This window comes from Streptomyces sp. I05A-00742 (assembly GCF_013055795.1).
Classification (GTDB): domain Bacteria; phylum Actinomycetota; class Actinomycetes; order Streptomycetales; family Streptomycetaceae; genus Streptomyces.
The window spans coordinates 198,175-224,414 of record NZ_JABETO010000007.1 but is presented as its reverse complement, the minus strand read 5'-3'; the positions used below and the strand labels follow the sequence as shown (position 1 = coordinate 224,414).

Sequence of the window (26,240 nt, the reverse complement as noted above, 5' to 3'; positions counted from 1 at the left end):
CCCTTGCCCTTCCCTTCCAGTGCACACCCGGGATGGGTGGATGTCAACGGGCGTTGAATTAATGCGGGCACCTTCGTTGGTCTCGCCCCGGTCCCTCCCTTTCACCGTTTCTTGCGGGGCTGCGCCCCCGCACCCCCGAGCGCGCCTGCGGCGCGCGTCCTCAAACGCCGGACGGGCTGAGCAGCGCGCCCCCTACACCGGCACCGCCCCCCGCAGGAACGGCTCCGCCACCCTCCGCCACGCGCCCGGCTGGTCGTAGTGGAGGAAGTGGCCCGCGTCGGCGACCTCGGCGTAGCGGCCCCGGGGGAGGACGCGCACCATTTCCTGGGCCTCCGCGCGGCCCAGTTCGCCGTCGAGGCCACGGATGACGAGGGCGGGGCACTCGACCAGGGCGAGCTCCTCCCAGTGGGCGTCGTGGGCGTAGGCCTCGCGGGCGAGGAGCATCTGGCGGCGGAAGAAGAGCGGGCGCCAGCCGTCGGCGCGTTCGGCCATCACCTCGGCGTAGAAGTCGCCTCGGGCGGGGGCGGGGCGGTCCAGGGTGGGGTCCTCCTGGCCGAACCAGCGGCGGACGTCGGCGAGCGTGGCGAAGGGGACGGGCCAGGACTTGAACCACTCGCCCCACCGGCGCTGGGTGGCGGCGCCCAGTGCGGAGGCGCGCATGTCGCAGATGACCAGCGCCCGGACGAGGTCGGGCCGGCGGGCGGCCAGCCGCCAGGCCGTGAGGGCGCCCATCGCGTGGCCGATGAGCGTGACCGGGGCGAGCCCCAGCTGCTCGACGACGGCCTCGGCGTCGGCCACGTAGGCGTCGAGCACGTACGGACCGCCGACGGGCTTCTCGCTGCGCCCGTGCCCTCGCTGGTCGAGGGCCACCGCGCGGTAGCGGGTGGAGAGCCAGCGGGCGGTCTCCGCCCAGTGCGCCGCCCGGCCCATCAGACCGTGCAGCAGGAGAACACCGGCGGGGCCGGAGCCGCGGCCCGCGGCGAACGGGCCGGCCGGTTCGAGCGGTTGCGGCCGGTCGGCGAACTCCCAGGCGGCAAGCCGTACTCCACCGCTCCCACTGACATCGATACGCCGCGCCATCACTCCTGGCACCCCCACTTCACCCCCGGACTGCTCCACCTTATGGAACCCCCTTTCGAATGAGTCGGCCGTCGCGCTCAACACCCCTCGTTCGAGTGACCGGGGCCGAGGGTTGACCGTCGTCGCCAAGGGGAGAAATCGACTCGGGCGCGGACCGCTCGGGGAAACAGGTCCGCGAGGCGCACCCTGGGAGCTCGGGGCCCCGGGTCGCCGCTGGGGGAACACGGGGAGGCGGGGCCCCGGCCGCCCGCGAGGGCGCCGGGGCCCTTGTCATGGGCGCCGGAGGTGCCGGAGATGCTGTGGGTGCCGGAGATGCCGTGGGTGCCGCAGGCACGACGCGGGACGCGGGCACGGCGGGCGTCGCAGGCGCGACGGATGGCGCGAGTGTCACGGGACTGCCGGAAGCCGTCGTCGGCGCCCTGTGCCTCATCGGGCCCCTCCCTCGTCGGCGGCGCGAGCGCATATGCCACCACGCCAGCGTGACACGCCCCGGGGGCGTATGTACGCGTTCCGCCGACTTCCGCCGACTCCGGCCGGGGAATGGGCAGTTGACCACATCGGCACCGGGTCCGGCACCCCGGGAGAACGGCGCGCGAGCCCGTCGCACACCTCGGGGAGCCACCGCGCAAGGCCGGACGGCCAGGGACGGCCGGGGCCGCCCGGGGGCCGCCCGGACCGGCGGACGGGGGGAATCCGCCGGTCAGCGCGGGTTGTTCGAGAGGATCGCCCGGCGCTCAGCGCTTGGCGACGAAGACGTGCGAGGCGATCTCGGAGGCCAGCTCCGCGGCTTCGCCACTGCTGCCGACCATCACCCCACCGGGCGACTCCGTCACACTGACCACCGCGCCCGGCTGCACACCCACGCGACGCAGGGTGTGCATCAGCTGCGCGTCGCTCTGGATCGGCTCGCCGATGCGCCGCACGACCACGGTCTTGCCCTCGGCCCCCGGGACCAGGTCCACCAGGCTGACCATGTCCTCGTTGAGGTAGGGGTCGGCCTCCGCCTTCTCGCCCAGCTCCTCCAGGCCCGGGATCGGGTTGCCGTACGGCGACTCGGTCGGGTGGCGGAGCAGCTCCAGGACGCGCCGCTCGACGGCCTCGCTCATCACGTGCTCCCAGCGGCAGGCCTCCTCGTGCACCTGCTCCCACTCCAGGCCGATCACATCGACCAGCAGGCATTCGGCGAGCCGGTGCTTGCGCATCACGCGCGTCGCCAGCCGACGGCCCTCCTCGGTGAGCTCCAGGTGCCGGTCCCCGGCGACCGTGACCAGGCCGTCGCGCTCCATACGGGCCACCGTCTGGCTCACCGTGGGACCGCTCTGGTCGAGCCGTTCGGCGATGCGCGCACGCATCGGGACCACACCTTCCTCTTCCAGCTCCAGGATGGTGCGGAGATACATCTCCGTGGTGTCGATCAGTCCGGACATGCGTGCCCCTCGATAAGTCGTGCGCTGGCCCTGGAGTCAATTCTGACGCATACCACTGACAAGCCGGGCGCGTACCGCCCCGCCCGCGACCTCCGTATTGACAGGGTGCAGGTCAACCGCGCAACGTGAGCCGCGCCACCATGACGCCGACGACGCCGACACCGATGCCGAGGAGCCCATAGCGATGAGCGGGAACAAGCTGGCCGGCCAGTTCTTCGACGCCGCGATCGAGCTGCTCCGGCGGGCCCGCGACGAGGAGGCGGAGCACGTCGCCACCGCGGGGACCATGATCGCGGACACCGTCGAGCGCGGCGGACGGATCTTCGTCTTCGGCGCCGGTCACTCCTCCATCGCCGCCCAGGACGTCGTCTACCGGGCCGGCGGCCTGGCCCTGGTGAACCTCCTCGCCGTCCCCGGCACGGTCGGCGTCGACGTCACCCCCGCCACCCTCGGCAGCGCGCTGGAGCGGGTCGACGGGCTGGCCGGCGCGGTACTCGACACCAGCCCCGTACAGCCCGGCGACGTCCTGATCGTCATCTCCCTCTCCGGCCGCAACTCACTGCCCGTCGAGATGGCCATGAACGCGCGCGCCCTCGGTCTCAAGGTCGTCGGGGTCACCTCGCTCGCCTACGCCGAGCACACCAAGTCCCGGCACGTGTCCGGGACATTCCTCAAGGACCACTGCGACGTCGTCATCGACAGCAAGATCGCCGTCGGGGACGCGGAGTTGACCGCCGAGGGGATCACCGCGCCGTTCGCCCCCGCGTCCACGGTCGTGACCAGCGCCCTGATGCAGGCCGTGATCGCCTCGGCCGCCGGGGAGCTCGCCGCGCGCGGGACCGAGCCGCCGATGCTGCGGTCCGGGAACGTGGACGGCGGGCACGAGTGGAACGGACGCGTGTTCGCGGAGTACCGGGACCGGATCTTCTTCCGGCACCAGTGAGCTCCCCGGTTCCGGCACCCGTGAACTCCGTTCCGGCCCCCGTGAGCTCCCCCGCTCAGCCCGCCGCCGCCGTCACCGCCGCCAGGTCCACCGCCGCCGCCACCCGCGTCGCGATGTCCTCCGCGTACGTCGCGTCCGCGCGGTCGAAGGGACGGCGGGAGGGGCCGCGCAGGAAGGTCACCACGCCCACGGTCCTGCCGCGGCTGCGGAGGGCGGTGGAGAGGGCGTGCTGGGTGCCGGCGGGCCATTTGCGGGTGGCGGCCCAGTCGCGGGTGCGGTCGGAGACGGCCCGGACGGAGCCGCAGCGCTCGACGGCCTGGAGGGCGGGGTGCCCGTCCCGGTAGGGCACGGGCAGGCCGCCGCGGACCGAGGCGGTGCCGGAGACGCCGGCCCCTGCCGGGGTGGCGGCGGCGCGGAGCAGCCGGATGGGGTGTTCGGGGTCGGGCCCGGGGTCGGGCAGCAGGTCGATCAGGGCGTGGTCGGCGAAGCCGGCGAGGGCGAAGTCCATGTACAGGGCCGCGGCCTCCATCGGGTCCTCGCACTCGGCGACCGCACGCCCCGCCCGGTGCAGCTGACTGCCGCGGAACCGCAGCCGGGCGCTCTCCTGCTCCGCCAGCCGCGCCTTCGTCACATCGAGGAAGAGCCAGGCGACGCCCAGCGGCACCGGTTCCTCGGCGAGGGGCGTGGCGAGCCGCAGGAACCCGCTCCGCCAGCAGCGCCGCTCCGGCGCGCCCGCCCCGCGCCCGTCGGCCCCGCCGTCCGTGCCGCCGCGCACGGTCACCCAGAGCTCGGTCGGGGCCGGCGGGGCGCCTGTCGCCAGGACGTGCTGGAGAGCGCTCTCCACGTCCTCAAGGCCCTGGTCCAGCAGATCCCCGAGCGGGCGGCCGAGCAGCCCGGAACGGCTCGACCGCAGGGCCCGCGCGGCGTGCGCGTTGGCCAGGGCCGGGCGCAGGTCGGCGTCGATCAGCAGGACGCCCCAGGACGCGTCACCGAAGAGGGCCTCGCTGAGCGCCACCGAGCGCTCCAGGTCGATCTGGGTGTGGACCTCGCTGAAGGCGCAGTACACGCCGGCCGGTCTGCCGTCGGTGCCCGGCACGGCCGACGTCTGGGTCCGTACCAGCACCCGTCCGCCGTCCTTCGTGAGCAGCGCGAACTCGTCGACCTGCCGCCCGTTCCCCTGCATCGCGTCCACCAGCCGGGCGCTCACCGCGGCCGCGTCCGCCTCGCGCACCGCCCAGCCCGTCAGGCCCTCCCGGCCCACCGCCTCCTCCGCCGACCAGCCCAGGATCCGCTCGGCCTCGCGGTTCCAGTGGGTCACCGTGCCCTCGGCGTCGAACGCGCAGAGCGCCGCGTCCATGCCGTCGAGGAGGGCCGCGAGAAGGTCGTGGTCCTCGCCCTCGGGGACGGGCCCGGCGTCGGTGTCCCCGGTTCCAGGGCGGGCCTCGTGGCGGGCGGGACCGGAGTGGTGTGGAGCGGTCACGAGATACCCCCAGCTGGACGCGTCTGCATGTCCTGCACGACGGGTCATTCAACTCGACACCGCCCGGCACCACACCGTCTTCGCCGAAATCGGTGTCCCCGGAAATTCGCTTGTGACCCCCGCGAGGGCTGCCTACTGTGTGGGGCACACGAGAAGGGAGGTGATCGGACCGATGATTTCAGTCCGGACGCGTGAGGTGATTGCGGGCTAGCGCCCGTCGTCGCGCAGAGCGCAGCGCCGGGTACCTTCCGGGCCTTCGTGGCCCGGGGTGAGCCGGCCAATTCCCAGCAGTCACCCGATCCGTGGGCCGCCGAGTCGTCCGCTCGGCACCGCCGCGCCGTAAGGCGCGGCGGTCACCGGCCCACGGATCGTCTGCGTTCACGGGCGGAACAGGGTCCGCGGGCAAGACGGCGTCCGCGGGCAAAACGGCGTCCCCCGGCAACACAAGGTCCGCAGGCGGAACGACGTCCCATGACAACACAAGGTCCGAGGGCGGAACGACGTCCCCGGGCAAGCAGCGTCCACGGACAAACGGCGTTCACGAGCCACCGGCGCTCACGGACAAACGGCTCTCACGGGTCACGAGCCAACAGCGTCCGCCCCTACGGGCACAGCCGCTCCACCCGCCACTCGCGCCCCGCTCCCTCCGCTTCCCCCTCCACCCGCACAAACCGCAGCCGGTCGTGCAGCCGGTTCTCCCGCCCCTGCCAGAACTCCACGCTCTCCGGCACCACCCGCAGCCCGCCCCACTCCGTCGGCACCGGCACCTCCGTGCCCTCCGGGTAGCGGGCCGCCAGCCGGGCGTACGCCGCGTCGATCTCCGCCCGGGAGCCGACCACCGTCGACTGCGCGCTCGCCAGGGCGCCGACCTGCGAACCGTGCGGCCGGGAGTGGAAATACGCCGCCGTCTCCTCCGGAGCGACCCGCTCCGCCCGTCCGGCGACCATGACCTGACGGGCGATCGGATGCCAGGGGAACAGCAGCGACACATACGGGTTGCCCGCGATCTCCAGCCCCTTGCGGGAGCCGTAGTTGGTGAAGAAGACGAACCCGCGCTCGTCGAACGCCTTCAGCAGCACCGTCCGCGAACTCGGCCGTCCGGTCCGGTCCGCCGTCGACACCACCATGGCGTTGGGCTCCTCCAGCCCGCTCGCCGTCGCCTCGGCGAACCACCGTGCGAACTGCCGGTACGGGCTGCCGGCCAGGTCGGACTCCAGCAGACCGGCCGTGCGGTACTGCGCGCGCATGACGGCGGGGTCGAGCGCGCCGTCGGGGTCCCCGGCCGGGGAGAAGGGGAAGACGTCGGGCATCCGCTCATCTTGCAGCACCCGCGGCACGTCCGCAGCAGCACGTCCGCGTCGGCACCTCCGCAGCAGCACGCCGCGTCGGCGGCTCCGCGTACGGAACAGATGATTGTGCCCCGCCACCACCCCTCCCAACCCTTCCCGTGGTGAAATGCACTGTGTGCCGGACATCACCCTTCCCCGCATGTGGCGAACCCACCAAAATCGGCAGGTGGAAGGCTGTGGACCCCCCACAGCACCGGCTATCGTTTCCGGCCTGACCCGGCTCCCCGAGGAGTACGGGTGAAGGGCCGGGTGAAGTGCTCCCGCACGGGGCATGACCGGTGAGAACGAGCCGAGAAGGACCCGAGAACGACACGGAGCGCGAGCCTCGGCCGCGCATCCGTCCGGCACCCGCCCCGCCACCCGCCGGGACGGGCCCGGGGACCGCCGCAGCAGGACCACCAGACACCGCACAGACATCCCGCTGACCACCGGCCGGGGACACCGCCACGGTCAGCAGTCGCTTGTCGAACACATCACGAGGAGCCGCCTGATGTCCGATTTCGTACCCGGACTCGAAGGAGTCGTCGCGTTCGAGACGGAGATCGCCGAACCCGACAAGGAGGGCGGCGCACTCCGCTACCGAGGCGTCGACATCGAGGACTTGGTCGGCAATGTCTCGTTCGGAAACGTCTGGGGCCTGCTGGTCGACGGCTCCTTCAACCCCGGGCTGCCGCCCGCCGAGCCGTTCCCCATCCCCGTCCACTCCGGTGACATCCGCGTCGACGTCCAGTCCGCGCTCGCCATGCTCGCCCCCGTGTGGGGCCTGAAGCCGCTCCTCGACATCGACGAGGCCACCGCGCGCGACAACCTCGCCCGCGCCGCCGTGATGGCCCTCTCCTACGTGGCCCAGTCGGCGCGCGGCCAGGGCCTGCCGATGGTGCCGCAGCGGGAGATCGACAAGGCGGAGACCGTCGTCGAGCGCTTCATGAAGCGCTGGCGCGGCGAGCCCGATCCCAAGCACGTCGCCGCCGTCGACGCGTACTGGACCTCCGCCGCCGAACACGGCATGAACGCCTCCACGTTCACCGCCCGCGTCATCGCCTCCACCGGCGCGGACGTCGCCGCCGCGCTCTCCGGCGCGGTCGGCGCCATGTCCGGTCCGCTGCACGGCGGCGCGCCGTCCCGCGTCCTCGGCATGATCGAGGAGATCGAGCGGACCGGCGACGCCTCCGCCTACGTCAGGCAGGCCCTGGACAAGGGCGAGCGCCTGATGGGCTTCGGCCACCGCGTCTACCGGGCCGAGGACCCGCGCGCCCGCGTCCTGCGCCGTACGGCCAGGGAGCTGGGCGCCCCCCGGTTCGAGGTCGCCGAGGCGCTGGAGAAGGCGGCCCTGGAGGAGCTCCACAACCGCCGTCCGGACCGGGTGCTCGCCACCAACGTCGAGTTCTGGGCCGCGATCGTGCTCGACTTCGCCGAGGTGCCGGCGCACATGTTCACCTCGATGTTCACCTGTGCCCGCACAGCCGGGTGGAGCGCGCACATCCTGGAGCAGAAGCGGACCGGCCGGCTGGTGCGGCCGTCGGCGCGGTACGTGGGCCCGGGCCCGCGCGACCCGCGGGAGATCCCCGGGTACCAGGGGCGCTGACAGCGGTGGGAGGTGGGGGTGGGGGCGGTCGCCCCGTGGGCGAGCGCCCCCACCCGCTCACAGCACATCGTCCAGGATCGCCATCCACTGCTCCACCACCCGGCGCCGCCGCGCCCCGTCGTCCGTGAGGAGCGAGGCGAGGCCCAGGCCCCGGGCCATGTCCAGCAGGCCCTGGACGGTCTCCCGGACGCCGGGCTCCTTCTCGTTCGCGTGCAGGAGTTCGACGGCCATGCGGTGGGCCTCGCGGCCGATGCGCGCCTCCAGTTCGACGACGCGCGGCCGCAGGTGCTCCTCGGTGGCGGCGGCCACCCAGAGGTGCAGGGCGGCCCGGAAGAGCGGGCCGGTGTAGAGGTCCACGAGCTCCGTCACCACGAGGTACCGGCGGGCGGGGCCGAGGACCGGCGCGGCGTTCTCGACGACCGCGCGGAGCGCCGCCGACCGCTGTTCCGCCATGTGCTCGACGGCCGAGGTGAACAGGTCCTCCCGGGTGGGGAAGTGGTGCTGCAGGGCGCCGCGCGACACCCCGGCCCGTTCGGCCACCACGGCGGCGGTCGAACCCGCCCAGCCGTACTCCGCCAGGCACTCGACGGCCGCGTTCAGCAGCCTCCTGCGGGTGGCGCGGCCGCGGCTCTGCTTGGGGTCGGTCAGGATCGCCACGCGGGCCGCCTCCGCTCCAGGAAGGCCGCGATGCCCTCGCGGGCCTCCGGCGACGCGAAGAGCCGTTCGGACAGGGCCACGAGCGCGTCCGCGTCGCGGTCGAACGCGGCCCGGACGTCCGCCGTGAGCAGGCGTTTCGTCTCCGCCAGCCCCTGCGGGGACGCCGCCCGCAGCCCGTCGAGGACGCCCGCAAGGGCCTCTCCCGCGTCCGGGGCCGCCACCGTGACCAGCCCGACGCGCGCCGCCTCCCGGGCGTCGAACGTCTCGCCCGTCAGGCAGTACCGGGCCGCCGCGCGCGGCTCCAGCCGGGGCAGCAGCGGCAGCGATATCACCGCCGGGGCCAGGCCGAGCCGGACCTCGGTGAACGCGAACGTCGCCCCCTCCCCCGCCACCGCGAGGTCGCAGGCGCCCACGATGCCCAGCCCGCCGGCCCGGACGTGACCGTCGATCCTGGCCACCACCGGTTTCGGCAGCTCGGTGATCTCCCGCAGCAGAGCGACCAGTTCCGCCGCGCCCGGCGGCTCCGCGAGGTCGGCGCCCGCGCAGAACGTGGAACCGGTGTGCGCGAGGACGACGGCCCGGGTCCCCGCGTCGTCCGCCGCGCGGCCGAGTCCGGCGCGGAGGTGGTCGATCAGGGTGGCGGAGAGCGCGTTGCGGCGGGCGGGGAAGTCGAGGGTGAGGGTGGTGACGCCGGCGTCGGCGTCGAGGCGTACGGGCATGGACTCTCCGTCTGGGTTGTCAGATGGCCCGGGTGGACCGGTCGGGGCCGTAATGCCCCTCCCTTCAGTACGACTTGGGCAACCCGAGGCTCTGGTGCGACACGTAGTTCAGGATCATCTCGCGGCTCACCGGAGCCACGCGCGCCACCCTCACCGCCGTGATGAGCGCGGCCAGTCCGTACTCCTTGGTGAGCCCGTTCCCGCCGAGGGTGTGCACGGCCTGGTCCACCGTGCGGACGGCCACGTCCGCGGCCGCGTACTTGGCCATGTTCGCGGCCTCGCCCGCGGCGGCGTCGTCGCCCGCGTCGTACAGCCGGGCCGCCCGGTCCGTCATCAGACGGGCCAGTTCGATGCCGATGTGCGCCTCCGCCAGCGGGTGCGCGACGGCCTGGTGGGCGCCGATCGGCCGCCCCCACACCTCGCGGACGCGGGCGTACTCCACCGCCCGCCGGAGCGCGTACCGCGCGAGGCCGAGGGCGAACGCGGCGGTCATGACGCGCTCCGGGTTCAGCCCGGCGAACAGCTGGAGCAGACCCGCGTCCTCGTCGCCGACCAGCGCGTCGGCGGGCAGCCGCACGTCGTCGAGGACGAGCTCGAACTGCCGCAGGTCACCGGAGAGTTCCATGGGAATGGCGGTCCGCCCGAAGCCGGGTGCGTCCCTGTCGACGACGAACAGGCAGGGCTTGAGGCGGCCGGTCCTGGCGTCCTCCGTACGGCCGACGATCAGGGTGGCGTCGGCGACGTCCACGCCGGAGATGAAGACCTTCCTGCCGGTCAGGATCCAGTCGCCGCCGTCGCGGCGGGCGGTGGTGGTGATGCGGTGGGAGTTGGAACCCGCGTCCGGCTCGGTGATGCCGAAGGCCATCCGGAGCCTCCCGGCCGCCAGCCCGGGGAGCCACGTCCGTTTCTGCCGCTCGGTGCCGAACCGGGCGATGACCGTGCCGCAGATGGCGGGCGACACCACCATGAGCAGCAGCGGGTTGCCCGCTGCCGCCAATTCTTCCAGGACGATGGCGAGTTCGGTGATCCCGGCGCCGCCCCCGCCGTACTCCTCCGGCAGGTTGACGCCCAGGTAGCCGAGCTTCCCCGCCTCCGCCCAGAGCTCGTCCGCACTCAGCGGGCGGGCGCCCAGGGCGGCGACGGCCGTGCGCAGGGCGTGCTGTTCGGCGGTGCCGGTCGGTGCGGTGGTCATGGTGTGGCCTCCTCGTCCGGGACGGCTGGGGCGGGGGTGTTGGGGGTGTCGGGGCTGACGGGGGTGACGGAGACGTCGGCTATGACGGCGGTGTTGGCGCTCCCGGCGCTGTCGGTGACCTCGCCGGTGACGGCGGTATCGCCCGCGTCACCAGTGGCGCCCGCGTCACCAGTGGCGCCCGCGCCGCCAGTAGCGGCCGCGTCACGGGCGCCGGCAGCACAGACACCGTCAGCAGCACCAGCAGCATCGGCTGCCACGACCGCGAGCAGGTCCCCAGTGGCCACCCGACGCCCGGGGACGGCATGCAACACCGTAAGAGTGCCGGACGCGGGGGCGACGACCCGATGTTCCATCTTCATCGCCTCCAGCCACAGCAACGGCTGCCCCGCCTCCACCCCCTTCCCTGGCCCGACCCCGTCAGCGACGCGGACGACCGTGCCCGGCATGGGCGCGTGCAGCGAACCCGGTTCAGCCGGGGAAACGGGATCGGGAAACCTCGGCAGAACGGTGAACGACCAACCGCCCGAAGGCCCGTCCACGTAAGCCGACGCGCCGTGGAACGCGACCGCGAACGGCCGCCGGACGCCCCCGGTCTCCAGGACGACGCGGTCCCGGGCGGCCTCGCACAGCGCCACCCCGTCCGGCTCCACCAGCGTCCCGCCCCGCCCGAGGCGGTAACGGACCTCGTACTCCACGCCGTCCGGCTCCGAGCGGAAGCGTTTCACCTGGGGTCCGGACGGGACGTTGCGCCAGCCGCCGTACGGCGACCGCCCCTGCGCGTCGGCGAGGGCGGCCGCGAGGGCGGCGAGCCGGACGTCCCGTTCACAAGGCGTGGTGAGTTCGGCGAGGTGGCGGGTGTAGAAGTCGGTCCCGGCCCGGCCGGAGGCGAACTCCGGGTGGCGGAGGGAGCGGACGAGGAGGTCGCGGTTGGTGACCGGCCCGTGGATGCGGGCGCGTTCGAGGGCGCGGGAGAGCAACCGGAGGGCGGCGGGGCGGTCGGGGGCCCAGGCGACGGCCTTGGCGAGCAGGCCGTCGTAGTACGGGCTCACCGTGTCGCCGTCGCCGGTGCCGGAGTCGACGCGCAGCCCGGCGCCGTCGGGATCCAGCGCCAGGGTGTGCACCGTGCCCGTCCACGGCCGCCAGTCCCGCGCCGGGTCCTCGGCGTACAGCCGGGCCTCGACGGCGTGGCCCGCGGGGGCCGGTGGCGCGTCCTCCAGACGGCCGCCCTCGGCGACGCGGAGCTGGAGGGCGACCAGGTCCACCCCGTACACGCGCTCCGTCACCGGATGCTCCACCTGGAGGCGGGTGTTCATCTCCAGGAACCACGGCCGCCCGTCCGCGCCGAGCAGGAACTCCACCGTTCCGGCCCCGATGTACCCGACGGCGCGGGCGAGTCCGGCCGCGTGGGCGCAGAGGGCGTCCCGCAGGTCCCCGGGCAGGCCGGGAGCGGGGGCCTCCTCGACGACCTTCTGGTGGCGGCGCTGGAGGGAGCAGTCGCGGGTGCCGAGGGTCCACACCGTGCCGTGCGCGTCGGCGAGCACCTGGACCTCGACGTGCCGCCCGCCCTCCACGTACGGCTCGACGAAGACCTCGCCGTCGCCGAAGGCGGACGCCGCCTCGGTACGCGCCGCTGCCAAGGCCGCGTCCAGCGCGCCGAGTTCACGGACCACCCGCATGCCCCGGCCGCCCCCGCCCGCCGCGGCCTTGACGAGCACGGGGAGGGCGGAGGCAGGAAGGGCGGCAGGGTCGAGGGGCCGGAGCACCGGCACGCCGGCGGCGGCCGCGACCTCCTTGGCGCGGGTCTTCGACGCCATGGCCTCGATCGCCCCGGGCGGCGGCCCGATCCACACCAGCCCCGCCTCCCCCACCGCGCGGGCGAACTCCGCGCTCTCGGAGAGGAATCCGTACCCCGGATGCACCGCGTCCGCCCCCGCCGCCCGCGCGGCCCGGACCAGCAGGTCGCCCCGGAGGTAGGTGTCCGCGGGCGCGCTGCCCGGCAGCCGGACGGCCGCGTCGGCCTCCCGGACGTGGCGCGCGCCCGCGTCCGCGTCCGAGTGGACGGCGACCGTCGCGACGCCGAGCTCGCGGCAGGTGCGGAAGACGCGGCAGGCGATCTCGCCCCGGTTGGCGACGAGCACGGATCCGATCACGGTCACCTCTGACTCACCCCTCTGACTCACCCCTCACATCCGGAAGACGCCGAAGCCGCCGCGTACCCCCTCCACGGGCGCGTGGTGGACCGCGTCCAGGCACAGGCCGAGCACGGTCCGCGTGTCGCGCGGGTCGATGACCCCGTCGTCGTACAACCGCCCGGACAGGAACAGCGGCAACGACTCGGCCTCCACCTGCCGTTCCACCGCGGCCCGCAGCCCCGCGTCGGCCTCCTCGTCGTACGGCAGCCCCTTCTCGGCCGCGGACGCGCGCGCGACGATCGACAGGACGCCGGCGAGCTGCCGGGGCCCCATGACGGCGGCCCGGGCGCTCGGCCAGGTGAAGAGGAACCGGGGGTCGTACGCCCGTCCGCACATCCCGTAGTGCCCGGCGCCGTAGGACGCGCCCAGGAGGACGGACAGGTGCGGCACCCGCGAGTTCGACACCGCGTTGATCATCATGGCGCCGTGCTTGATGATGCCGCCCTGCTCGTAGGCGCGGCCGACCATGTACCCGGTGGTGTTGTGCAGGAAGATCAGCGGGGTGTCCCGCTGGTTGGCGAGCTGGATGAACTGCGCGGCCTTCTGCGACTCGGCGCTGAACAGGACGCCCTGCGCGTTGGCCAGGATCCCCACGGGCCGGCCGTGCAGCCGGGCCCAGCCGACCGTGAGGCCGGCGCCGTAGAGGGGTTTGACCTCGTCGAAGTCGGAGCCGTCGACGACACGGGCGATGACCTCGCGCGGGTCGAAGGGCGCCCGGAGGTCGCCGGGGACGATGCCCAGCAGCTCGTCGGCGGAGTGGCGGGGCGGCTCGGCGGGCCACGGCGCGGCCGTCGGCGCGCGCCGGTCGAGCCGGGCGACGACGGTACGGGCCTGCCGCAGCGCGTCCCGCTCGTCGACGGCGAAGTGGTCGGCGAGGCCGGACACGCGCGCGTGCATGTCCGCGCCGCCCAGCGACTCGTCGTCCGCCTCCTCGCCGGTGGCCATCCGCACCAGCGGCGGCCCGCCGAGGAACACCTTGGCCCGCTCCTTGACCATGATCACGTGGTCGGACATACCGGGGACGTACGCCCCGCCCGCCGTGGAGTTGCCGAAGACCACGGCGACGGTGGGGATGCCGGCGGCCGAGAGCCGGGTGAGGTCGCGGAACAGGGCGCCGCCCGGGATGAAGATCTCCTTCTGCCCGGTGAGGTCCGCGCCCCCGGACTCCACGAGGCTGATCACGGGCAACCGGTTGGCGCGGGCGATCTCGTGCGCCCGCAGCGCCTTCCGCAGCGTCCACGGATTGCTCGCTCCGCCGCGCACGGTCGGGTCGTTGGCGCTGATCAGGCAGGTGACGCCGGAGACCGTGCCGATGCCGGTGACGAGCGACGCGCCCACCGGGTACTCGCTGCCCCAGGCTGCCAGCGGGGACAGCTCCAGGAAAGGGGTGTCGGGGTCCAGCAGCAGCTCGACGCGCTCGCGCGCGAGCAACTTGCCACGGGCCCGGTGCCGGGCGGTGTACTTCTCGCCGCCGCCCGCGACGGCCTGCGCGTGCGCGGCATCGGCCTCGGCGAGCCGGTCGAGCATGGCGGCCCGGTTGGCCGCGTACTCCGGCCCCTCGGTGTCGAGCCGGGAGGTCAGGACGGTCACAGCAGCACCTCCGGTATCTCCAGGTGCCGGGACCTCAGCCACTCCCCCACGCCCTTGGCCTGCGGGTCGAAGCGGACGTTCTCCGCGACGCCGTGTCCGAGGAGACCCTCGACGACGAACGCGAGGGCGCGCAGGTTGGGCAGGACATGCCGCGTCACGGTCAACCCGACGGTCTCGGGCAGCAGTTGACTGAACCGCTCGACGGTGAGCTCGTGGGCCAGCCACCGCCACCCGGCCTCGTCTCGCGCCCAGACGCCGACGTCGGCGTCGCCGCCCTTGTCCCCGCTGCGCGCGCCGACGACCAGTCCGAGCGGCGCGCGGCGGGTGGGGCCGGGCGGGAGCGGTTCCGGGAGGACGGGATCGGGTGGGGGTGGCAGCGCTGTGGCGCGTACGGGCGGTGGGAGCACCGGTACGCGGGTGCCGTCGGGGAGGACGGCGACGTGCCGGACGCCCTCCGGGTCCACGGGCACGGACTCGAAGACCCCGTAGGGGGCGCCCGGACCGGGCGGCGCCGTGAGGTGGAACCCGGGGACGCCGGCGAGGGCCAGTTCGACGGCCGCCCCGCTCACCGCCCGCCCCACGGCCTCGGGTTCGGGGTCGTGCACCACCAGCCGCAGCACGGCGCTCGCCTCCTCCTGGACAGACGCGTCGGCGCGGTCGGTGCGCGCCAGCGACCAGCGGACGCGTGCGGGCCGGCGGCGGCCGGACAGCGCGTCCTCCATCTGTGTCCGGACGAGGCGGGCCTTGGCCTCGATGTCGAGGCCGGTGAGGACGAAGACGACCTCGTTCCGCCAGCCTCCGGCGCGCGTGACCCCCGCCTTGAGCGTCGCGGGCGGCGGCTCGCCCCGGACCCCGTCGATCCGCACCCGGTCCGGGCCGTCCTGCGCGAGCCGGACGGTGTCCAGCCGGGCCGTGACGTCGGGACCGGGGTAGCGGGCACCAGCCGTCTCGTACAGCAACTGTGCGGTGACCGTGCCGACGGTCACCGCACCCCCTGTGCCCGGATGCTTGGTGATCACCGAGCTGCCGTCGGCGTGCAGTTCGGCGATCGGGAAACCCGGCCGGCGGAGGTCGTGCTCGTCGTGCGTGTCGTGCTCGGTGAAGAACGCGTAGTTCCCGCCGGTCGCCTGCGCCCCGCACTCCAGGACGTGCCCCGCGACGACCGCCCCCGCGAGGGCGTCGTGGTCGTCCGGCGCCCACCCGAAGTGCGCGGCGGCGGGCCCGCTGACGAGGGCGGCGTCGGTGACGCGCCCGGTGACGACGACGTCCGCCCCCGCCCGCAGACAGGCGGCGATGCCCGCACCGCCGAGGTAGGCGTTGGCGGTGAGGACGCCGGGCCCCCAGTCGCGGGTGGACAGCAGATCGTCGCCGGTGACGTACGCGACGCGGGCGGGTACGCCGACGCGCTCTGCCAACTCCTGTATCCGCTCGGCGAGTCCGGCGGGGTTGAGCCCGCCCGCGTTGGTGACGATCCGCACGCCGCGCTCGGCGGCGATCCCGAGGCAGCGTTCCAGCTGGCGCAGGAACGTGCGGGCGTACCCCCGCTCCGGGTCCTTCAGCCGGTCCCGGCCCAGCACGAGCATGGTCAGTTCGGCGAGGTAGTCCCCGGTGAGCACGTCCAGGGGGCCACCGGTGAGCATCTCCTCCATCGCGTCGAAACGGTCACCGTAGAAACCGGAGGCGTTGCCGATCCTCAGCACGGTGGGGAGCGTGACAGCGGCCGGGAAAACAAGCAAGCACGCTTGAATGGTTTTCGGCCGCTGACGAACTGCCTTGATTCGGCGGGTGGTTGATGCGCGGGCAGAGCTCCCGGGGGACGGCTCGCGAGCATGTTCGGTGGTTTGCCCGATCCTCTCGCGGCTCAGCCTGTCCGGGGCGCCTCAGCCGCCCCTGGACCACCCCCCGAGAAGAAGGAGACCATCCCCCATGCGCCGCATGCACTCGTTCGCCGTCGCAGCCGCCGCCCTGGTGGCGGCCTTCGGCGCGGCCCCCGCCGTAAGCGCCGCCCCCGAGGCGCCCGCCGCCACCAGCCTGGCAGCCTTCAACTGCGCCCCGGGACACTTCTGCATCTACAGCGACTGGAACGGCTCGGGAACCCGCTGCCAGTGGTCCGACGAGAGCAGGGCGAACACCGCCGACGACTGCTCCTTCATCCAGCGGGGCCAGAACGTCCGCTCGGTCAGGAACGCAACCGGTCACCGCGTCCAGTACTACACCGGCACCAACCACCGGTCCCGCGTGGGCTCCACACCGGCCGGCCAGAGCGGCAACCTGCAGGGTTCGTACCAGATCCGGTCCTTCAAGCCGCAGTAGCCGACGAAGTCGCAGTAGCCGACGGCCGCGGGGCGGCGGGGCGCCACACCGGCAGCACCCCGCCGCCCCGCGCCCGTCAGGAACCCTCGTCCGCCGCGGCCGCCCCGGCGTCGTCCATCGTCGCGCGCAGACGGATCAGGAACGTCTCGAACTCCCGGAGCATATCCGGCGAATACTCGGCCAGGATCGCGTCCTGCCGCTCGTTGACGGGCCCGAAGAAATCGTCGGCGAGCTCCTCCGCCCGCCCGCTGCTGCGCAGGGTGACCACCCGCCGGTCGGTGTGCTCGCGGGTGCGGGCGATGTACCCGGCCCCCTCCAAGCGGTTGAGCAGCGCGGTCATCGCTCCCGAGGAGAGGGAGATGCGCCGGCTCAGGAGGGCCGGGGAGAGGGGGACGCCCGCCTCCTCCGCCGAGGCGATCTCCAGGAGGGCGAACGCGTCGGTGGAGTGCACACCCAGCAGTGCGGCGAAGCGCCGTCCGAGCTCGGTGAAGCTCGCTCCGTAGGCCCGCAACTCCTCTGCGATCCGGCCACGTTGGACCGCGATGCTGCCTTCCCTCATGGGTTCCCGCATCCGGAGCCACCCCTCGTCTCGTACCGGCGCGTCCGCGTCGGCGTCCGCGTTGACAACCTGCCGGAGCCACTTTACCTTCACTGCGGAATTACTTCATGGTGGAGTTACTTTACAGTGGAGGCAATCGGTGAGCGCTGAGAGCGCTGTCCCGTCCCCTGCCCGTCGATGGCTGGGTCTGGTCGTCGTCGCCCTGGGGGTGGCCCTGATCGTGGTGGACACCACGATCGTCAATGTGATCGTCCCGTCGGTCGTCGAGGACCTCGACGTGAGTTCCACCCAGGCGCAGTGGATCCAGGAGTCCTACGCGATCGTGCTGGCGGCGCTGTTGCTGCTGGCGGGACGTTTCGCCGACATCCTCGGCGCCCGCCGGGTCTTTGTGATCGGCGTCGCGGTCTTCGGGGCCACGAGCGTGCCGGCCGGGCTGGCGCCCACCGGTGAGCTGCTGGTGGTGGCCCGGTTCCTGCAGGGGGCGGGGGCGGCGATGATCCTGCCGACCTCGCTGGCCCTGCTGAACGCGACCTTCACGGGCAAGGAGCGCGGGCAGGCGTTCGCCGTCTGGGGCTCGACCATCGGTGCCGCCTCCGCCCTCGGACCGCTGCTGGGCGGCTGGCTCGCGGCGCACGCCTCGTGGCGCTGGGCGTTCGGGATCAACATCCCGCTCGCCGCGCTGATCTGCGTCGGCGCCCTGGCCTTCCTGGCGCCCTCCCCGCGCGGCGGCGGACGCGTCGACGCGGCGGGCGGGCTGTTCTCCGTGCTCGGCCTGGGCCTGCTGGCCTTCGGGCTCGTCGAGGGGCGTACGTACGGGTGGCTGACCGTCGTCCGCCCGATGGAGGTGTTCGGATGGTCGTGGAGCGGCGGCCCCTCGCCCGTCCTGGTCGCGCTGGTGCTGGGAAGCGCGGCCCTGGCGGCGTTCGTCCTCCGGCAGTCCTCCCTCGTCCGGCGCGGCGACGGGGCGCGGGCGCTGATGGACGTCCGGCTGTTCTCCGTCGCCTCCTTCCGCAACGGCAACGTCGCCACCGTGATCATCGGCCTCGGCGAGTTCGGCATCATCGCCGTCCTGCCCCTGTGGCTCCAGTTCACGCTCGGCTACAGCGCGCTCGACGCCGGACTCGCCCTCCTGCCGCTGGCCGTGGGCAGCTTCGTCGCCAGCGGGGCGAGCTTCGGGGCGGCGCACAAGATCTCCCCGCTCGGCCAGGTCCGCCTCGGACTCGTCCTGGAGGCCGCCGGACTCGGCCTGCTCGGGCTGGTCGCCGCCCCGGACAGCCCCTGGTGGCCCATCGCCCTGGCCCTCTTCGTCTACGGCATCGGCGTCGGCTTCGCCACCGCCCAGGTCACCAACGTCGTCCTCGCCGACGTGCCCGGCCGCGACGCCGGACAGGCGGCGGGCGTCCAGTCCGCCTTCCGCCAACTCGGCTCCGCCCTGGGCATCGCGGTGCTCACCACCGTCTTCTTCACCACCCTCGGCAACGGCCTCCACGACCGGCTCACCGACAGCGGCCTGCCCGACTCCCGCGCCGACGCCCTCGCCCGGACGGTCACGGACAGCGCCGGCGCCGCGATCCAACCCCTCTCGGCCCACCCCGCCACCGCCCCGGCCGCCGACGCGGCCTACGCCGCGATGACGGACGCCATCACCCTCGGCAGCTACCTCGCCGGCGGCGTCGTCCTCCTCGGCCTCGTCACCACGGCTCTCGTCTCCAGGCGGCCGGCCGCGCCGTCCGCGGGGAGCCCGGCCGCCGTGGAAACGGCGGGCTCGGTGCACAAGGAGTAGGCGCCACGCCGGTCGCCCGTACCCCGCGGCACGCACCCGAGGGCGGCGCACGCCGACGCGGTGTCGGGGTACGCCGCCCTCGGGCGGACGAGTCGCGGGGTACGGGCGACCGGCGTGGCGTGGCTACTTCGGGTCGCGGTTGAAGACCGCCTTCGACCAGAAGTAGCCGAGCACGGCCAGACCCAGGCACCAGGCCACCGCGATCCACCCGTTGTTGCCGATCTCGCTGCCGAGCAGCAGCCCGCGCAGGGTCTCGATGGCCGGGGTGAACGGCTGGTACTCGGCGACCGGCTGGAACCAGCCGGGCATCGCGTCGACCGGGACGAAGGCGCTGGAGATGAGCGGCAGGACGATCAGCGGCAGGGCGTTGTTGCTGGCCGCCTCGGCGTTCGGGCTGATCATGCCCATCCCGACCGCGATCCAGGTGAGCGCCAGGGCGACCAGCGTCATCAGGCCGAACGCCGCCAGCCACTCCAGGGGCGTGGCATCCGTGGACCGGAAGCCGATGGCCACGGCCACGGCACCCACGAGGGCCACGCTGACGACGGACTGCAGCACGCTGCCGATGACGTGCCCGATGAGCACCGAGCCGCGGTGGATGGCCATGGTGCGGAAGCGGGCGATGATGCCCTCGGTCATGTCGTTGGAGACGGACACCGCGGTCCCGACCACGGTGCCCCCGATGGTCATCATCAGGATGCCCGGCACGACGTAGGCGATGTACTCGGAGCGGTCGGCGCCGCCGCCCATGCCCGCGCTCATCACGTCACCGAAGATGTAGACGAAGAGCAGCAGCAGGACGATCGGCGTCAGCAGCAGGTTCAGGGTGAGGGAGGGGTAGCGGCGCGCGTGCAGGAGGTTGCGCCGCAGCATGGTGGACGAGTCGCGCACGGCGAGGGCGAGGGAGCTCATCGGACGGACTCCTTGGGCTGGTTCGGCTGGCCCGGCTGGTTGGGGCCGGTGAGGGCGAAGAACACGTCGTCGAGGTCGGGGGTGTGCACAGTCAGCTCGTCCGCCTCGATGCCGGCGGCGTCCAGCCAGTCGAGGATGGAGCGCAGTTCGCGCTGGCTGCCGTCGCTGGGGATCTGCAGCGCCAGCGCCTCGTCGTCCCGCGTGACCTCGCGCAGCGCGGAGGCGGCGTTCTGGTACGCGACGGGGTCGGAGAAGCGGAGCCGTACATGCCCGCCCGGAACCAGCCGCTTCAGCTCCTCGGCACTGCCTTCGGCGGCGATCCCGCCGTCGTTGAGCACGGCGATGCGGTCGGCGAGCTGGTCGGCCTCCTCCAGGTACTGCGTGGTGAGGAAGACGGTGACGCCGTCGGAGACCAACTCGCGGATGATGCCCCACATGTTGTGGCGGGAGCGGGGGTCGAGGCCCGTGGTCGGCTCGTCGAGGAAGATGATCCGCGGGTTGCCGACCAGCGTCATGGCGATGTCCAGGCGGCGCTTCATACCGCCGGAGTAGGTGGAGGCGGGCTTCTTCGCCGCGCCCACCAGGTCGAAGCGCTCCAGCAGTTCGGCGGCGACCTGCCGCCCCTCGCGCTTGGACAGGTGGTGCAGGTCCGCCATGAGGAGCATGTTCTCCTCGCCGGTGATCAGGCCGTCGACGGCGGAGAACTGTCCGGTGACGCCGATCGCGGCACGCACCCCGTGCGGTGACGTGGCGATGTCGTGGCCCGCGACCTGGGCCTGGCCGCCGTCGGCGGTGATGAGCGTGGACAGGATCTGCACGGTGGTGGTCTTGCCGGCGCCGTTCGGCCCGAGCAGCGCGAACACCGAGCCGGCCGGGATACGCAGATCGATGCCGTCGAGGACGGTCTTGTCGCCGTACGACTTGCGCAGACCGACGGCGGAGACGGCAACGGGCGACGGGCGGCTGTCGCGCTTACTAGGCATGGGCATGACAGAAGAAGGCATGGAGCCCTCCATTCGAAGGCTGAAGCGAGTGAGGGACGGAGCCGGCCGGGGATGCGGCGCTCAGGCCTTGGCGCGGCGGATGTCGATGTTGCCGTGCCGGGTGCGGGCGTGGACCTCGACGGTGTCCTCGGTCTTCTCCGGGGTCTCGGACGCGGCGAGCGTGTTGCGCACCTGCCCGGAGCCCGAGTTGACGTCGAGCCAGGCGGCCGTGCCCTCGCGGACGCCGACCTCGATGGCGCCGTAGGAGGTCTCCAGCCTGACGATGCCGCCGGCCACTTCGCCCACCCGCAGGGCACCGTGGGCGGTGGCGGCGGTGACCGAACCCCCGGCGCGCCCGATCTCGATGTCCCCGTTGGCCCCGCGCACCCGCAGCTCACCGGTCACGGCCCCGACGATCGTGGTGCCGTGCGAGTTCTTCAGGACGGCCGGGCCGTCGACGGTGCCGACGCGCAGGCTGCCGGAGCTGGTGGTGATCTCGGCCGTGCCCTCGACCCGGTCCACGGCGATCGAGCCGTGCGCCGCGGTCACGTGCAGCGGGCCCGTCGTGTCGAAGCGGACGTCACCGGACGAGGTCTTCACCCGGACCTCACCGAGCCGGCCCTCGCCGAGCACCTGGGTCCAGGCGCCGGTCATGTCGACGCGCGAGCCCTCGGGCAGTTCGACCGTCACGTCGACGACACCGGTGCGGCCGAACAGGCCGGCCTTGGGCGTCCTCACGGTCAGTACGCCGCTCACACAGGCGACCTCGGTCTGGTCGGCCGCCCGCACGTCCTGGTCCTTCTTCGGGTCGCGCGGCCGCACCTCGACGACGGTGTCGAGCCGGTCGCTTGCGGTGAACTGGAGGGAACCGGCCTCCACGCGCGCCGTGGCCGAGATCGGTTCGGGAGTGTCGAAAGAAGGCATGGCTGTCCCGTCCTCTTGGGTCTTCGGAACGTCCCCGCTGGTGGGACGTGGTGTGGATGAAGGGGTACGAGCAGGGCGCGGCTAGCGCACCCAGCCCGTGAAGCTCTGTCCGACCGTCCGGGTCTTCTCCGTCGTACGCGGCCCGGCACCACCGTCGACCGCCGCCGACACCGCCCGCACCAGCCACGCGTTGACCGACAGCCCCTCCCGGCTCGCCGCCTCCTCGGCACGCGCCTTGAGGTGCGCCGGCAGCCGCAGATTGACGCGGGCGGTGCCACCCTCGTCACCCTCGGCCGGGGCCGCGGCCCTGAACGATTCGACCGGCGCGCCCTGCTCCGCCGGTGCACCCCCCTCCGCGGGCGGCGGCGTCACCACGAAGTCCGGGTCCAGCCCGCGCAGCCGTACGTCGACCGAGCCGGGGGCGAGCTCGCGGGTGATCTCGTCCATCGCGGCGGAGAGCACATTGAGCATGGTCAGACGGGTCGCCGACTCCAGCGGAGCCGTGAGCCGCTCGGCCAGCTCGCGGGCATCTTCCCCGCCGGCCTCGGCGGCCACCGCGAGTTCACGGCGGAGGGTGTCGACATACGGCGTGAGGTCCATGGCAGTAGTTTGGCACCATAGTGGCGCCATACGCAAGCCCCGATGGCGCCTCGCGGGTGGTGCGAGCAGAAGAAGCCGCCCTACCTGCGGAAACATAAGGAGATCGACCTGCGCCAGGGTGGCGCCATGCATGCTCACGCACTCCTGGGGGCGCGGAATGGCACCCCGAGATGGCGGGTGGCACCACTCGACGCCACTTGGTGCCACTTGGCGCCAGGCGCGACTGGCGTCCTCGTAGCGTCACCGGTGCGGGTGATGGCCGGTGGTGCGCACCCGGCTGGAAGATGAGGCAGGCATTCGCGTCGACACGGGTGCGTGTTCGCGCCCCCGGGCCCGTCGCGTACCCGGGACGAAGAGGGGGACGACATGTCACGTCCGCGCTTCCGTGCCCTGGTGCTCGCCGGGGTCATCGCCTCATTGGCGGTGTGACCCGCTCCTTGTCTGTCGACAGCACCGCCCACGGGGCGGCGTGCAGGGCGAGGCCCGGAAGGCGCCGGGGCAGTTGTTCGCAGCGTGCTGAACTCCTCCGGCTCCTCCAGAGGCGACCCGCAGCAGAACGGCATCGGCCGGGCGGAGTCACCGGCCTCCTACGTATGCGGCTTGGGCGTACGTGTCATCCATTGATGGTCACCTTGACGCCAACCGCGACAAAGCTGGGTTTCCGACACTGTCTCGACGTCGACATCACCCGGACCAGCACTTGAGTTGACCGGTCTCCGGCTACAGAACTGTCCAGTCGGAGCCAGGGTCCACATTCAGGCCACCACCGGAGTGTGTGAGTGAGTCCCCCGGGCCGTACGGCAGCGGTGGGTGAAGCCCCACCGGAATCGACAAGCTCCTGTTCGATGCTGGACGAAACGGGAGGCAGCCGAGATGTCACAGGTGGCTTGTAGCGTTGCGGAAGCCGCGCCACGCGGTGATGTGAAGCCCTCCTCCTGATCGGGATAGTGCGCCATGTCCACCTTTCTCTACAGCGTTCGTGTCCTGGAGTTGGACACCACTGAGCAACGCGTGAGGTTCCGGGTCTTCCTCGTCCGGTACGACCGGGCATGGGGCCGGGAGGGCCTGCTGCCGGACGATGCGAGCTTCTTCTTCCGCGTGCTCTGGGACGCTGCTGACGGTGTGGCGCATCGGCGTCACGGCCCCCTCCACGACCTCGTCGGCATCGAGGAGTGCATCGACCCGGTGTGGACCGACGCCAACAGCCGCCGTTTCGTACGGGCGGTGGAGCGGGTGGCCATCCACAACGCCCCCGACGACGACGCTCGTGCAGACCGTCTCGCCGACTTCCACGAGGACCACTTCGACAGCCTCGACGCCCACTACCACCAGTGGGACAACCGCTGGAAGCTCGAAGACCGCCTCGTCCATGCCGACTACGACGTGTGGGTCACCGATCCCCGCTGGCTGGCACCACTGCGGCACGGTCAGGGCTTCCGCACTTCGGCGTATCAGAGCCGGTCCGACCACGGCCTCGCTGACGAAGCCGATGCCCTGACCCGCGACCACCTGGCCGCAACCGGATTGCCCGCAGCGGCGACGGGCAGTGCCTGTCTGAGCCTGGGCTGGTACCGGGAGCAGCGGGGTGACCTCGATGGCGCGGCTGCCGCGTATCGAAGGGCCACAGACCTGGGCGACGCGCACACAACTGTGGAGGCGCAGACGTGCCTTGACGGACTGCACACCGAGCGCGAGGAGACCGGGTTCGCCGAGGAGCTGAGGCAGCGCGCACGGTCCGCCCTGGACCTCTGCGTTCGGCTGCAGTCGGACGGGAGGCAGGATGCGGCGCGGGCCGCCTACTTGATCGTCCATGAGGCCGCGGACCCGGCCCTCCTCGCGGAGGCCAGGCAGCGAGCCGGCATGGAGACACCCGCCGAACACGGCTACCGCCTCGCACAGCAAGGCAACCGTGCCGCAGCGGCGGCGGAGCTGCGGGGGGCCTACCAACCGTCCTCCCTCGTGGTCGAATTCGGCCTGGCCTTGTACGCCCGTGACTTCGAGGCCGCGGAGGCGGCCCTGGAGCGGATCGGCGGTGACCTCGAAGAGAGGCAGATCGGACAGGTGGCCGTCGACCTGGCCTTCCTGTACGCCCGCGAGGCAGATGACACGGCGACGGAAGCCGTCGCGGACTTGCTGAGCCGGAACGAGTTCGCGGCTGGTGCATGGCACTACGCCCTTGCCAACGGTTCCGCCGAACCCCTTGAGGCCGTCGCCTCCATCGGGGAGAGACTGGCTGCGCTGCTCCCTCCGTCCGACTACGAGGTCTACGGCACTCGGCCCTACACCTGGTGCCACGACGCGTACTGGATATGCGTCCGCGAACTCGGCGGCATCCCGGCCGCCGACGCGGCCGTCCTCAAGCTCGGCCGCCTGCTCCACGAGGTCGGTGACACGGAGGCGGCGCGCGCAGCCTACGCGTGTGTCCGCAAACTCGGTCGTACCGCAGCGGAAGCCGAGGCCACCGTCAGGCTCGCCCGGCTGCTCGACGAGATCGGTGACGTCGAAGCGGCCAGCGAGGTGTACGCAGCGGTGGCCGGCCATGTCCACGCAGCACGGGAGGCATCCGAGGGAGTGGCCGACCACGCCGAAGACCGGGTGACCGCCGCCATCGCCCGAATACACGACGAAAGCGGGACACCGGCCGACCTCGACGTCCTCGACGTCCTCGAAGGCGAGCTGGCCCGGCTGCACGGCCCAGGACCGGATGGCGACTCCTACGCCGTGTCCCAGTACGCGCAGTGGCTGGTGGCCGAGGGAGACGAACGGTCGGCGCGAGACCTCTTGTCGGAGATCACCGGGAGGGCCTGATCAATGTCGGCGGCTCACTGCTGATCCGGACAAGGGAAGCCGTACGCTTCCTGGCGGGTTGCTTGTCGGTTGGTTCGCCGCTCGATACGGCACCCCTGTCGCTCCGGATGTGATGCCCCTCATTTGCGGCTGGTGACAGGGCTCTTACCGGCGCGCCGGCCGTGAGTTCAGCGTGACTGAAGTGCTTTCACTGGGTCCCCCGGCGTCTTGGGCAGGCAGGCATGGAAGTGCGGTGGGTCCGTTGCCGATGAATCGGCAGGTCCTCCACCGCTGGGCTCACTCGGTGCGCTGTCCGACGCGGAGGACGCTCAGGTATCGGCGTGATGCTCGGTCGCCCATCCGTGTGCGGATGCGCTCGGCGATTGCGTCGAGCAGGGGTTCACGGACGTCGCGGTCGAGCCTCCGGTACAGCGACAACGAGCGAAGGTGATCGGCAAAACCGTCCCCGTCGAACCACTGAACGGTCGGGTACCAGCGCACGATCGTTGAGCCGAACAATCCGCCAGGATCTTCGACCAGTCCCCAGCCCTCGTCGGTGGTGCGCACGTCGTCCTCCAGGGGCGGATGACCCCAGTCGGGGTTCCCGGGGCAGAACCGCTCGTGGAGATCGGCGGTCTCGGCATACACCTCCGGCTCTCCCACTCGGCGGACAACGACGTTGCCGAGCAGTGCCATCCAGCCTGCGGGATGGAGCACGTCGTGCGCTCGCCGCCAGCCGATCGACGGGTCGACCCAGTGCCACGACGACGCAGCCACAAGGACATCGAAGCGTCGACCGCGGTCGTCCCACTCCTCAAACGTCGACGTCTCGACTTCGACGTTGCCGAAGGTGGCGATTCGCCGGCGAGCGAGTGCGGCCATTTCTTCGCCCGGCTCGATGGCGGTCACTGAGCATCCAAGCGTTGCCAGCGAGCGCGTCGCCTGGCCGGTACCGCAGCCCACCTCCAGCACCGACGACCTTTCGTCCATGCCGGTGACGGTGACAAGGTCCGCGAACAGTTCGTCGGGGTATCCCGGCCGGACCCGGTCGTAGAGCTCGGGCACTTCGTTGAACACCCGACCGAGGTCATGTCGATTCGGGCGCATCTGCGGATCATCAGTCACGAGCGCACAAGCTATGAGGCGCGTCCACGGGGCGCCACTG

21 protein-coding genes are annotated in these 26,240 nt (G+C 72.6%); 5 read left to right on the top strand and 16 right to left on the bottom strand.

Translation table 11 applies throughout. The features are described 5' to 3' along the window. Positions 1-192: 192 nt before the first annotated feature. Positions 193-1,080 (bottom strand): alpha/beta fold hydrolase, encoded by an 888-nt coding sequence (locus tag HN013_RS10085; RefSeq protein ID WP_171165286.1) that lies wholly within the window; start codon positions 1,078-1,080, stop codon positions 193-195. 734 nt (positions 1,081-1,814) lie between these two features. Then, entirely contained in the window at positions 1,815-2,507 is a 693-nt protein-coding gene (locus tag HN013_RS10080) for a metal-dependent transcriptional regulator (protein ID WP_171165284.1), read from the bottom strand. Between the two features lie 184 nt (positions 2,508-2,691). Here HN013_RS10080 and HN013_RS10075 point away from each other — a divergent pair, with 184 nt between their 5' ends. Next, positions 2,692-3,450 (top strand): SIS domain-containing protein, encoded by a 759-nt coding sequence (locus tag HN013_RS10075; protein WP_171165282.1) that lies wholly within the window; start codon positions 2,692-2,694, stop codon positions 3,448-3,450. 55 nt (positions 3,451-3,505) lie between these two features. On the opposite strand, the gene HN013_RS10070 is transcribed toward HN013_RS10075, so the two are convergent. Further along, positions 3,506-4,930: a PAS domain-containing protein gene (locus HN013_RS10070; RefSeq protein WP_171165280.1), complete on the bottom strand. Its 1,425-nt coding sequence runs from the start codon at positions 4,928-4,930 to the stop codon at positions 3,506-3,508. A 602-nt stretch (positions 4,931-5,532) separates the two neighbouring features. Further along, positions 5,533-6,240 carry a pyridoxamine 5'-phosphate oxidase gene (pdxH, locus tag HN013_RS10065; RefSeq protein ID WP_249374875.1) on the bottom strand — a complete coding sequence of 236 codons (708 nt, stop codon included), beginning with the start codon at positions 6,238-6,240 and terminating at the stop codon, positions 5,533-5,535. Positions 6,241-6,769: 529 nt separating this feature from the next. Between pdxH and HN013_RS10060 the strand changes: the two genes are divergently transcribed. Continuing rightward, positions 6,770-7,864 (top strand): citrate synthase 2, encoded by a 1,095-nt coding sequence (locus tag HN013_RS10060; RefSeq protein ID WP_171165272.1) that lies wholly within the window; start codon positions 6,770-6,772, stop codon positions 7,862-7,864. A 57-nt stretch (positions 7,865-7,921) separates the two neighbouring features. Here the strand turns inward: HN013_RS10060 and HN013_RS10055 are convergent, their stop codons facing one another. The 6 genes from HN013_RS10055 to HN013_RS10030 all read right to left on the bottom strand — a co-directional run bounded on the left by HN013_RS10055 (position 7,922) and on the right by HN013_RS10030 (position 15,914). Beyond that, positions 7,922-8,521 (bottom strand): TetR/AcrR family transcriptional regulator, encoded by a 600-nt coding sequence (locus HN013_RS10055; protein ID WP_171165270.1) that lies wholly within the window; start codon positions 8,519-8,521, stop codon positions 7,922-7,924. Next, a complete protein-coding gene (locus HN013_RS10050; RefSeq protein ID WP_171165268.1) occupies positions 8,509-9,240 on the bottom strand; it encodes an enoyl-CoA hydratase family protein in 732 nt (243 codons plus the stop codon). Before HN013_RS10050 ends, HN013_RS10055 begins: the two co-directional genes overlap by 13 nt. 64 nt (positions 9,241-9,304) lie before the next feature. Beyond that, a complete protein-coding gene (locus tag HN013_RS10045) occupies positions 9,305-10,432 on the bottom strand; it encodes an acyl-CoA dehydrogenase family protein (protein ID WP_171165266.1) in 1,128 nt (375 codons plus the stop codon). Continuing rightward, a complete protein-coding gene (locus tag HN013_RS10040; protein WP_171165346.1) occupies positions 10,429-12,582 on the bottom strand; it encodes a biotin carboxylase N-terminal domain-containing protein in 2,154 nt (717 codons plus the stop codon). The genes HN013_RS10045 and HN013_RS10040 overlap by 4 nt, the downstream gene beginning before the upstream one ends. Positions 12,583-12,615: 33 nt before the next feature. After that, entirely contained in the window at positions 12,616-14,214 is a 1,599-nt protein-coding gene (locus tag HN013_RS10035) for a carboxyl transferase domain-containing protein (protein WP_171165264.1), read from the bottom strand. Beyond that, on the bottom strand, positions 14,211-15,914 hold the full coding sequence (locus tag HN013_RS10030; RefSeq protein ID WP_171165262.1) for an acyclic terpene utilization AtuA family protein: 1,704 nt from the start codon (positions 15,912-15,914) through the stop codon (positions 14,211-14,213). Before HN013_RS10030 ends, HN013_RS10035 begins: the two co-directional genes overlap by 4 nt. Before the next feature lie 226 nt (positions 15,915-16,140). On the opposite strand from HN013_RS10030, the gene HN013_RS10025 reads away from it, so the two are divergent. Then, positions 16,141-16,527, top strand: coding sequence for a peptidase inhibitor family I36 protein (locus tag HN013_RS10025; RefSeq protein ID WP_171165260.1), 387 nt, complete (start codon positions 16,141-16,143; stop codon positions 16,525-16,527). Positions 16,528-16,603: 76 nt separating this feature from the next. Here the strand turns inward: HN013_RS10025 and HN013_RS10020 are convergent, their stop codons facing one another. After that, positions 16,604-17,086, bottom strand: coding sequence for a MarR family winged helix-turn-helix transcriptional regulator (locus HN013_RS10020; RefSeq protein ID WP_249374873.1), 483 nt, complete (start codon positions 17,084-17,086; stop codon positions 16,604-16,606). A 139-nt stretch (positions 17,087-17,225) separates the two neighbouring features. On the opposite strand from HN013_RS10020, the gene HN013_RS10015 reads away from it, so the two are divergent. After that, positions 17,226-18,869 carry a DHA2 family efflux MFS transporter permease subunit gene (locus tag HN013_RS10015; RefSeq protein ID WP_312018555.1) on the top strand — a complete coding sequence of 548 codons (1,644 nt, stop codon included), beginning with the start codon at positions 17,226-17,228 and terminating at the stop codon, positions 18,867-18,869. Positions 18,870-18,992: 123 nt separating this feature from the next. On the opposite strand, the gene HN013_RS10010 is transcribed toward HN013_RS10015, so the two are convergent. The 4 genes from HN013_RS10010 to HN013_RS09995 all read right to left on the bottom strand — a co-directional run bounded on the left by HN013_RS10010 (position 18,993) and on the right by HN013_RS09995 (position 22,288). After that, complete coding sequence (locus tag HN013_RS10010) at positions 18,993-19,781, bottom strand: ABC transporter permease (protein WP_171165255.1); 789 nt, start codon at positions 19,779-19,781, stop codon at positions 18,993-18,995. Beyond that, entirely contained in the window at positions 19,778-20,785 is a 1,008-nt protein-coding gene (locus HN013_RS10005; RefSeq protein WP_249374872.1) for an ATP-binding cassette domain-containing protein, read from the bottom strand. Before HN013_RS10005 ends, HN013_RS10010 begins: the two co-directional genes overlap by 4 nt. 60 nt (positions 20,786-20,845) lie before the next feature. Continuing rightward, positions 20,846-21,688 carry a DUF4097 family beta strand repeat-containing protein gene (locus HN013_RS10000; protein WP_171165253.1) on the bottom strand — a complete coding sequence of 281 codons (843 nt, stop codon included), beginning with the start codon at positions 21,686-21,688 and terminating at the stop codon, positions 20,846-20,848. Between the two features lie 81 nt (positions 21,689-21,769). Next, positions 21,770-22,288 carry a toxin-antitoxin system HicB family antitoxin gene (locus HN013_RS09995; RefSeq protein WP_171165251.1) on the bottom strand — a complete coding sequence of 173 codons (519 nt, stop codon included), beginning with the start codon at positions 22,286-22,288 and terminating at the stop codon, positions 21,770-21,772. Between the two features lie 954 nt (positions 22,289-23,242). Here HN013_RS09995 and HN013_RS09990 point away from each other — a divergent pair. After that, positions 23,243-25,096 carry a hypothetical protein gene (locus HN013_RS09990; RefSeq protein WP_171165249.1) on the top strand — a complete coding sequence of 618 codons (1,854 nt, stop codon included), beginning with the start codon at positions 23,243-23,245 and terminating at the stop codon, positions 25,094-25,096. Between the two features lie 276 nt (positions 25,097-25,372). Here the strand turns inward: HN013_RS09990 and HN013_RS09985 are convergent, their stop codons facing one another. Further along, positions 25,373-26,200 carry a methyltransferase domain-containing protein gene (locus HN013_RS09985; protein ID WP_312018554.1) on the bottom strand — a complete coding sequence of 276 codons (828 nt, stop codon included), beginning with the start codon at positions 26,198-26,200 and terminating at the stop codon, positions 25,373-25,375. Between the last annotated feature and the right edge of the window lie 40 nt (positions 26,201-26,240).

Coding starts and splice junctions, on each gene's coding strand:
- HN013_RS10085 (WP_171165286.1), bottom strand. CDS start 1,080: ATGGCGCGGCGTATCGATGTCAGTGGGAGCGGTGGAGTACGGCTTGCC.
- HN013_RS10080 (WP_171165284.1), bottom strand. CDS start 2,507: ATGTCCGGACTGATCGACACCACGGAGATGTATCTCCGCACCATCCTG.
- HN013_RS10075 (WP_171165282.1), top strand. CDS start 2,692: ATGAGCGGGAACAAGCTGGCCGGCCAGTTCTTCGACGCCGCGATCGAG.
- pdxH (WP_249374875.1), bottom strand. CDS start 6,240: ATGCCCGACGTCTTCCCCTTCTCCCCGGCCGGGGACCCCGACGGCGCG.
- HN013_RS10060 (WP_171165272.1), top strand. CDS start 6,770: ATGTCCGATTTCGTACCCGGACTCGAAGGAGTCGTCGCGTTCGAGACG.
- HN013_RS10050 (WP_171165268.1), bottom strand. CDS start 9,240: ATGCCCGTACGCCTCGACGCCGACGCCGGCGTCACCACCCTCACCCTC.
- HN013_RS10045 (WP_171165266.1), bottom strand. CDS start 10,432: ATGACCACCGCACCGACCGGCACCGCCGAACAGCACGCCCTGCGCACG.
- HN013_RS10025 (WP_171165260.1), top strand. CDS start 16,141: ATGCGCCGCATGCACTCGTTCGCCGTCGCAGCCGCCGCCCTGGTGGCG.
- HN013_RS10020 (WP_249374873.1), bottom strand. CDS start 17,086: ATGAGGGAAGGCAGCATCGCGGTCCAACGTGGCCGGATCGCAGAGGAG.
- HN013_RS10010 (WP_171165255.1), bottom strand. CDS start 19,781: ATGAGCTCCCTCGCCCTCGCCGTGCGCGACTCGTCCACCATGCTGCGG.
- HN013_RS10005 (WP_249374872.1), bottom strand. CDS start 20,785: ATGCCTTCTTCTGTCATGCCCATGCCTAGTAAGCGCGACAGCCGCCCG.
- HN013_RS10000 (WP_171165253.1), bottom strand. CDS start 21,688: ATGCCTTCTTTCGACACTCCCGAACCGATCTCGGCCACGGCGCGCGTG.
- HN013_RS09995 (WP_171165251.1), bottom strand. CDS start 22,288: ATGGACCTCACGCCGTATGTCGACACCCTCCGCCGTGAACTCGCGGTG.
- HN013_RS09990 (WP_171165249.1), top strand. CDS start 23,243: ATGTCCACCTTTCTCTACAGCGTTCGTGTCCTGGAGTTGGACACCACT.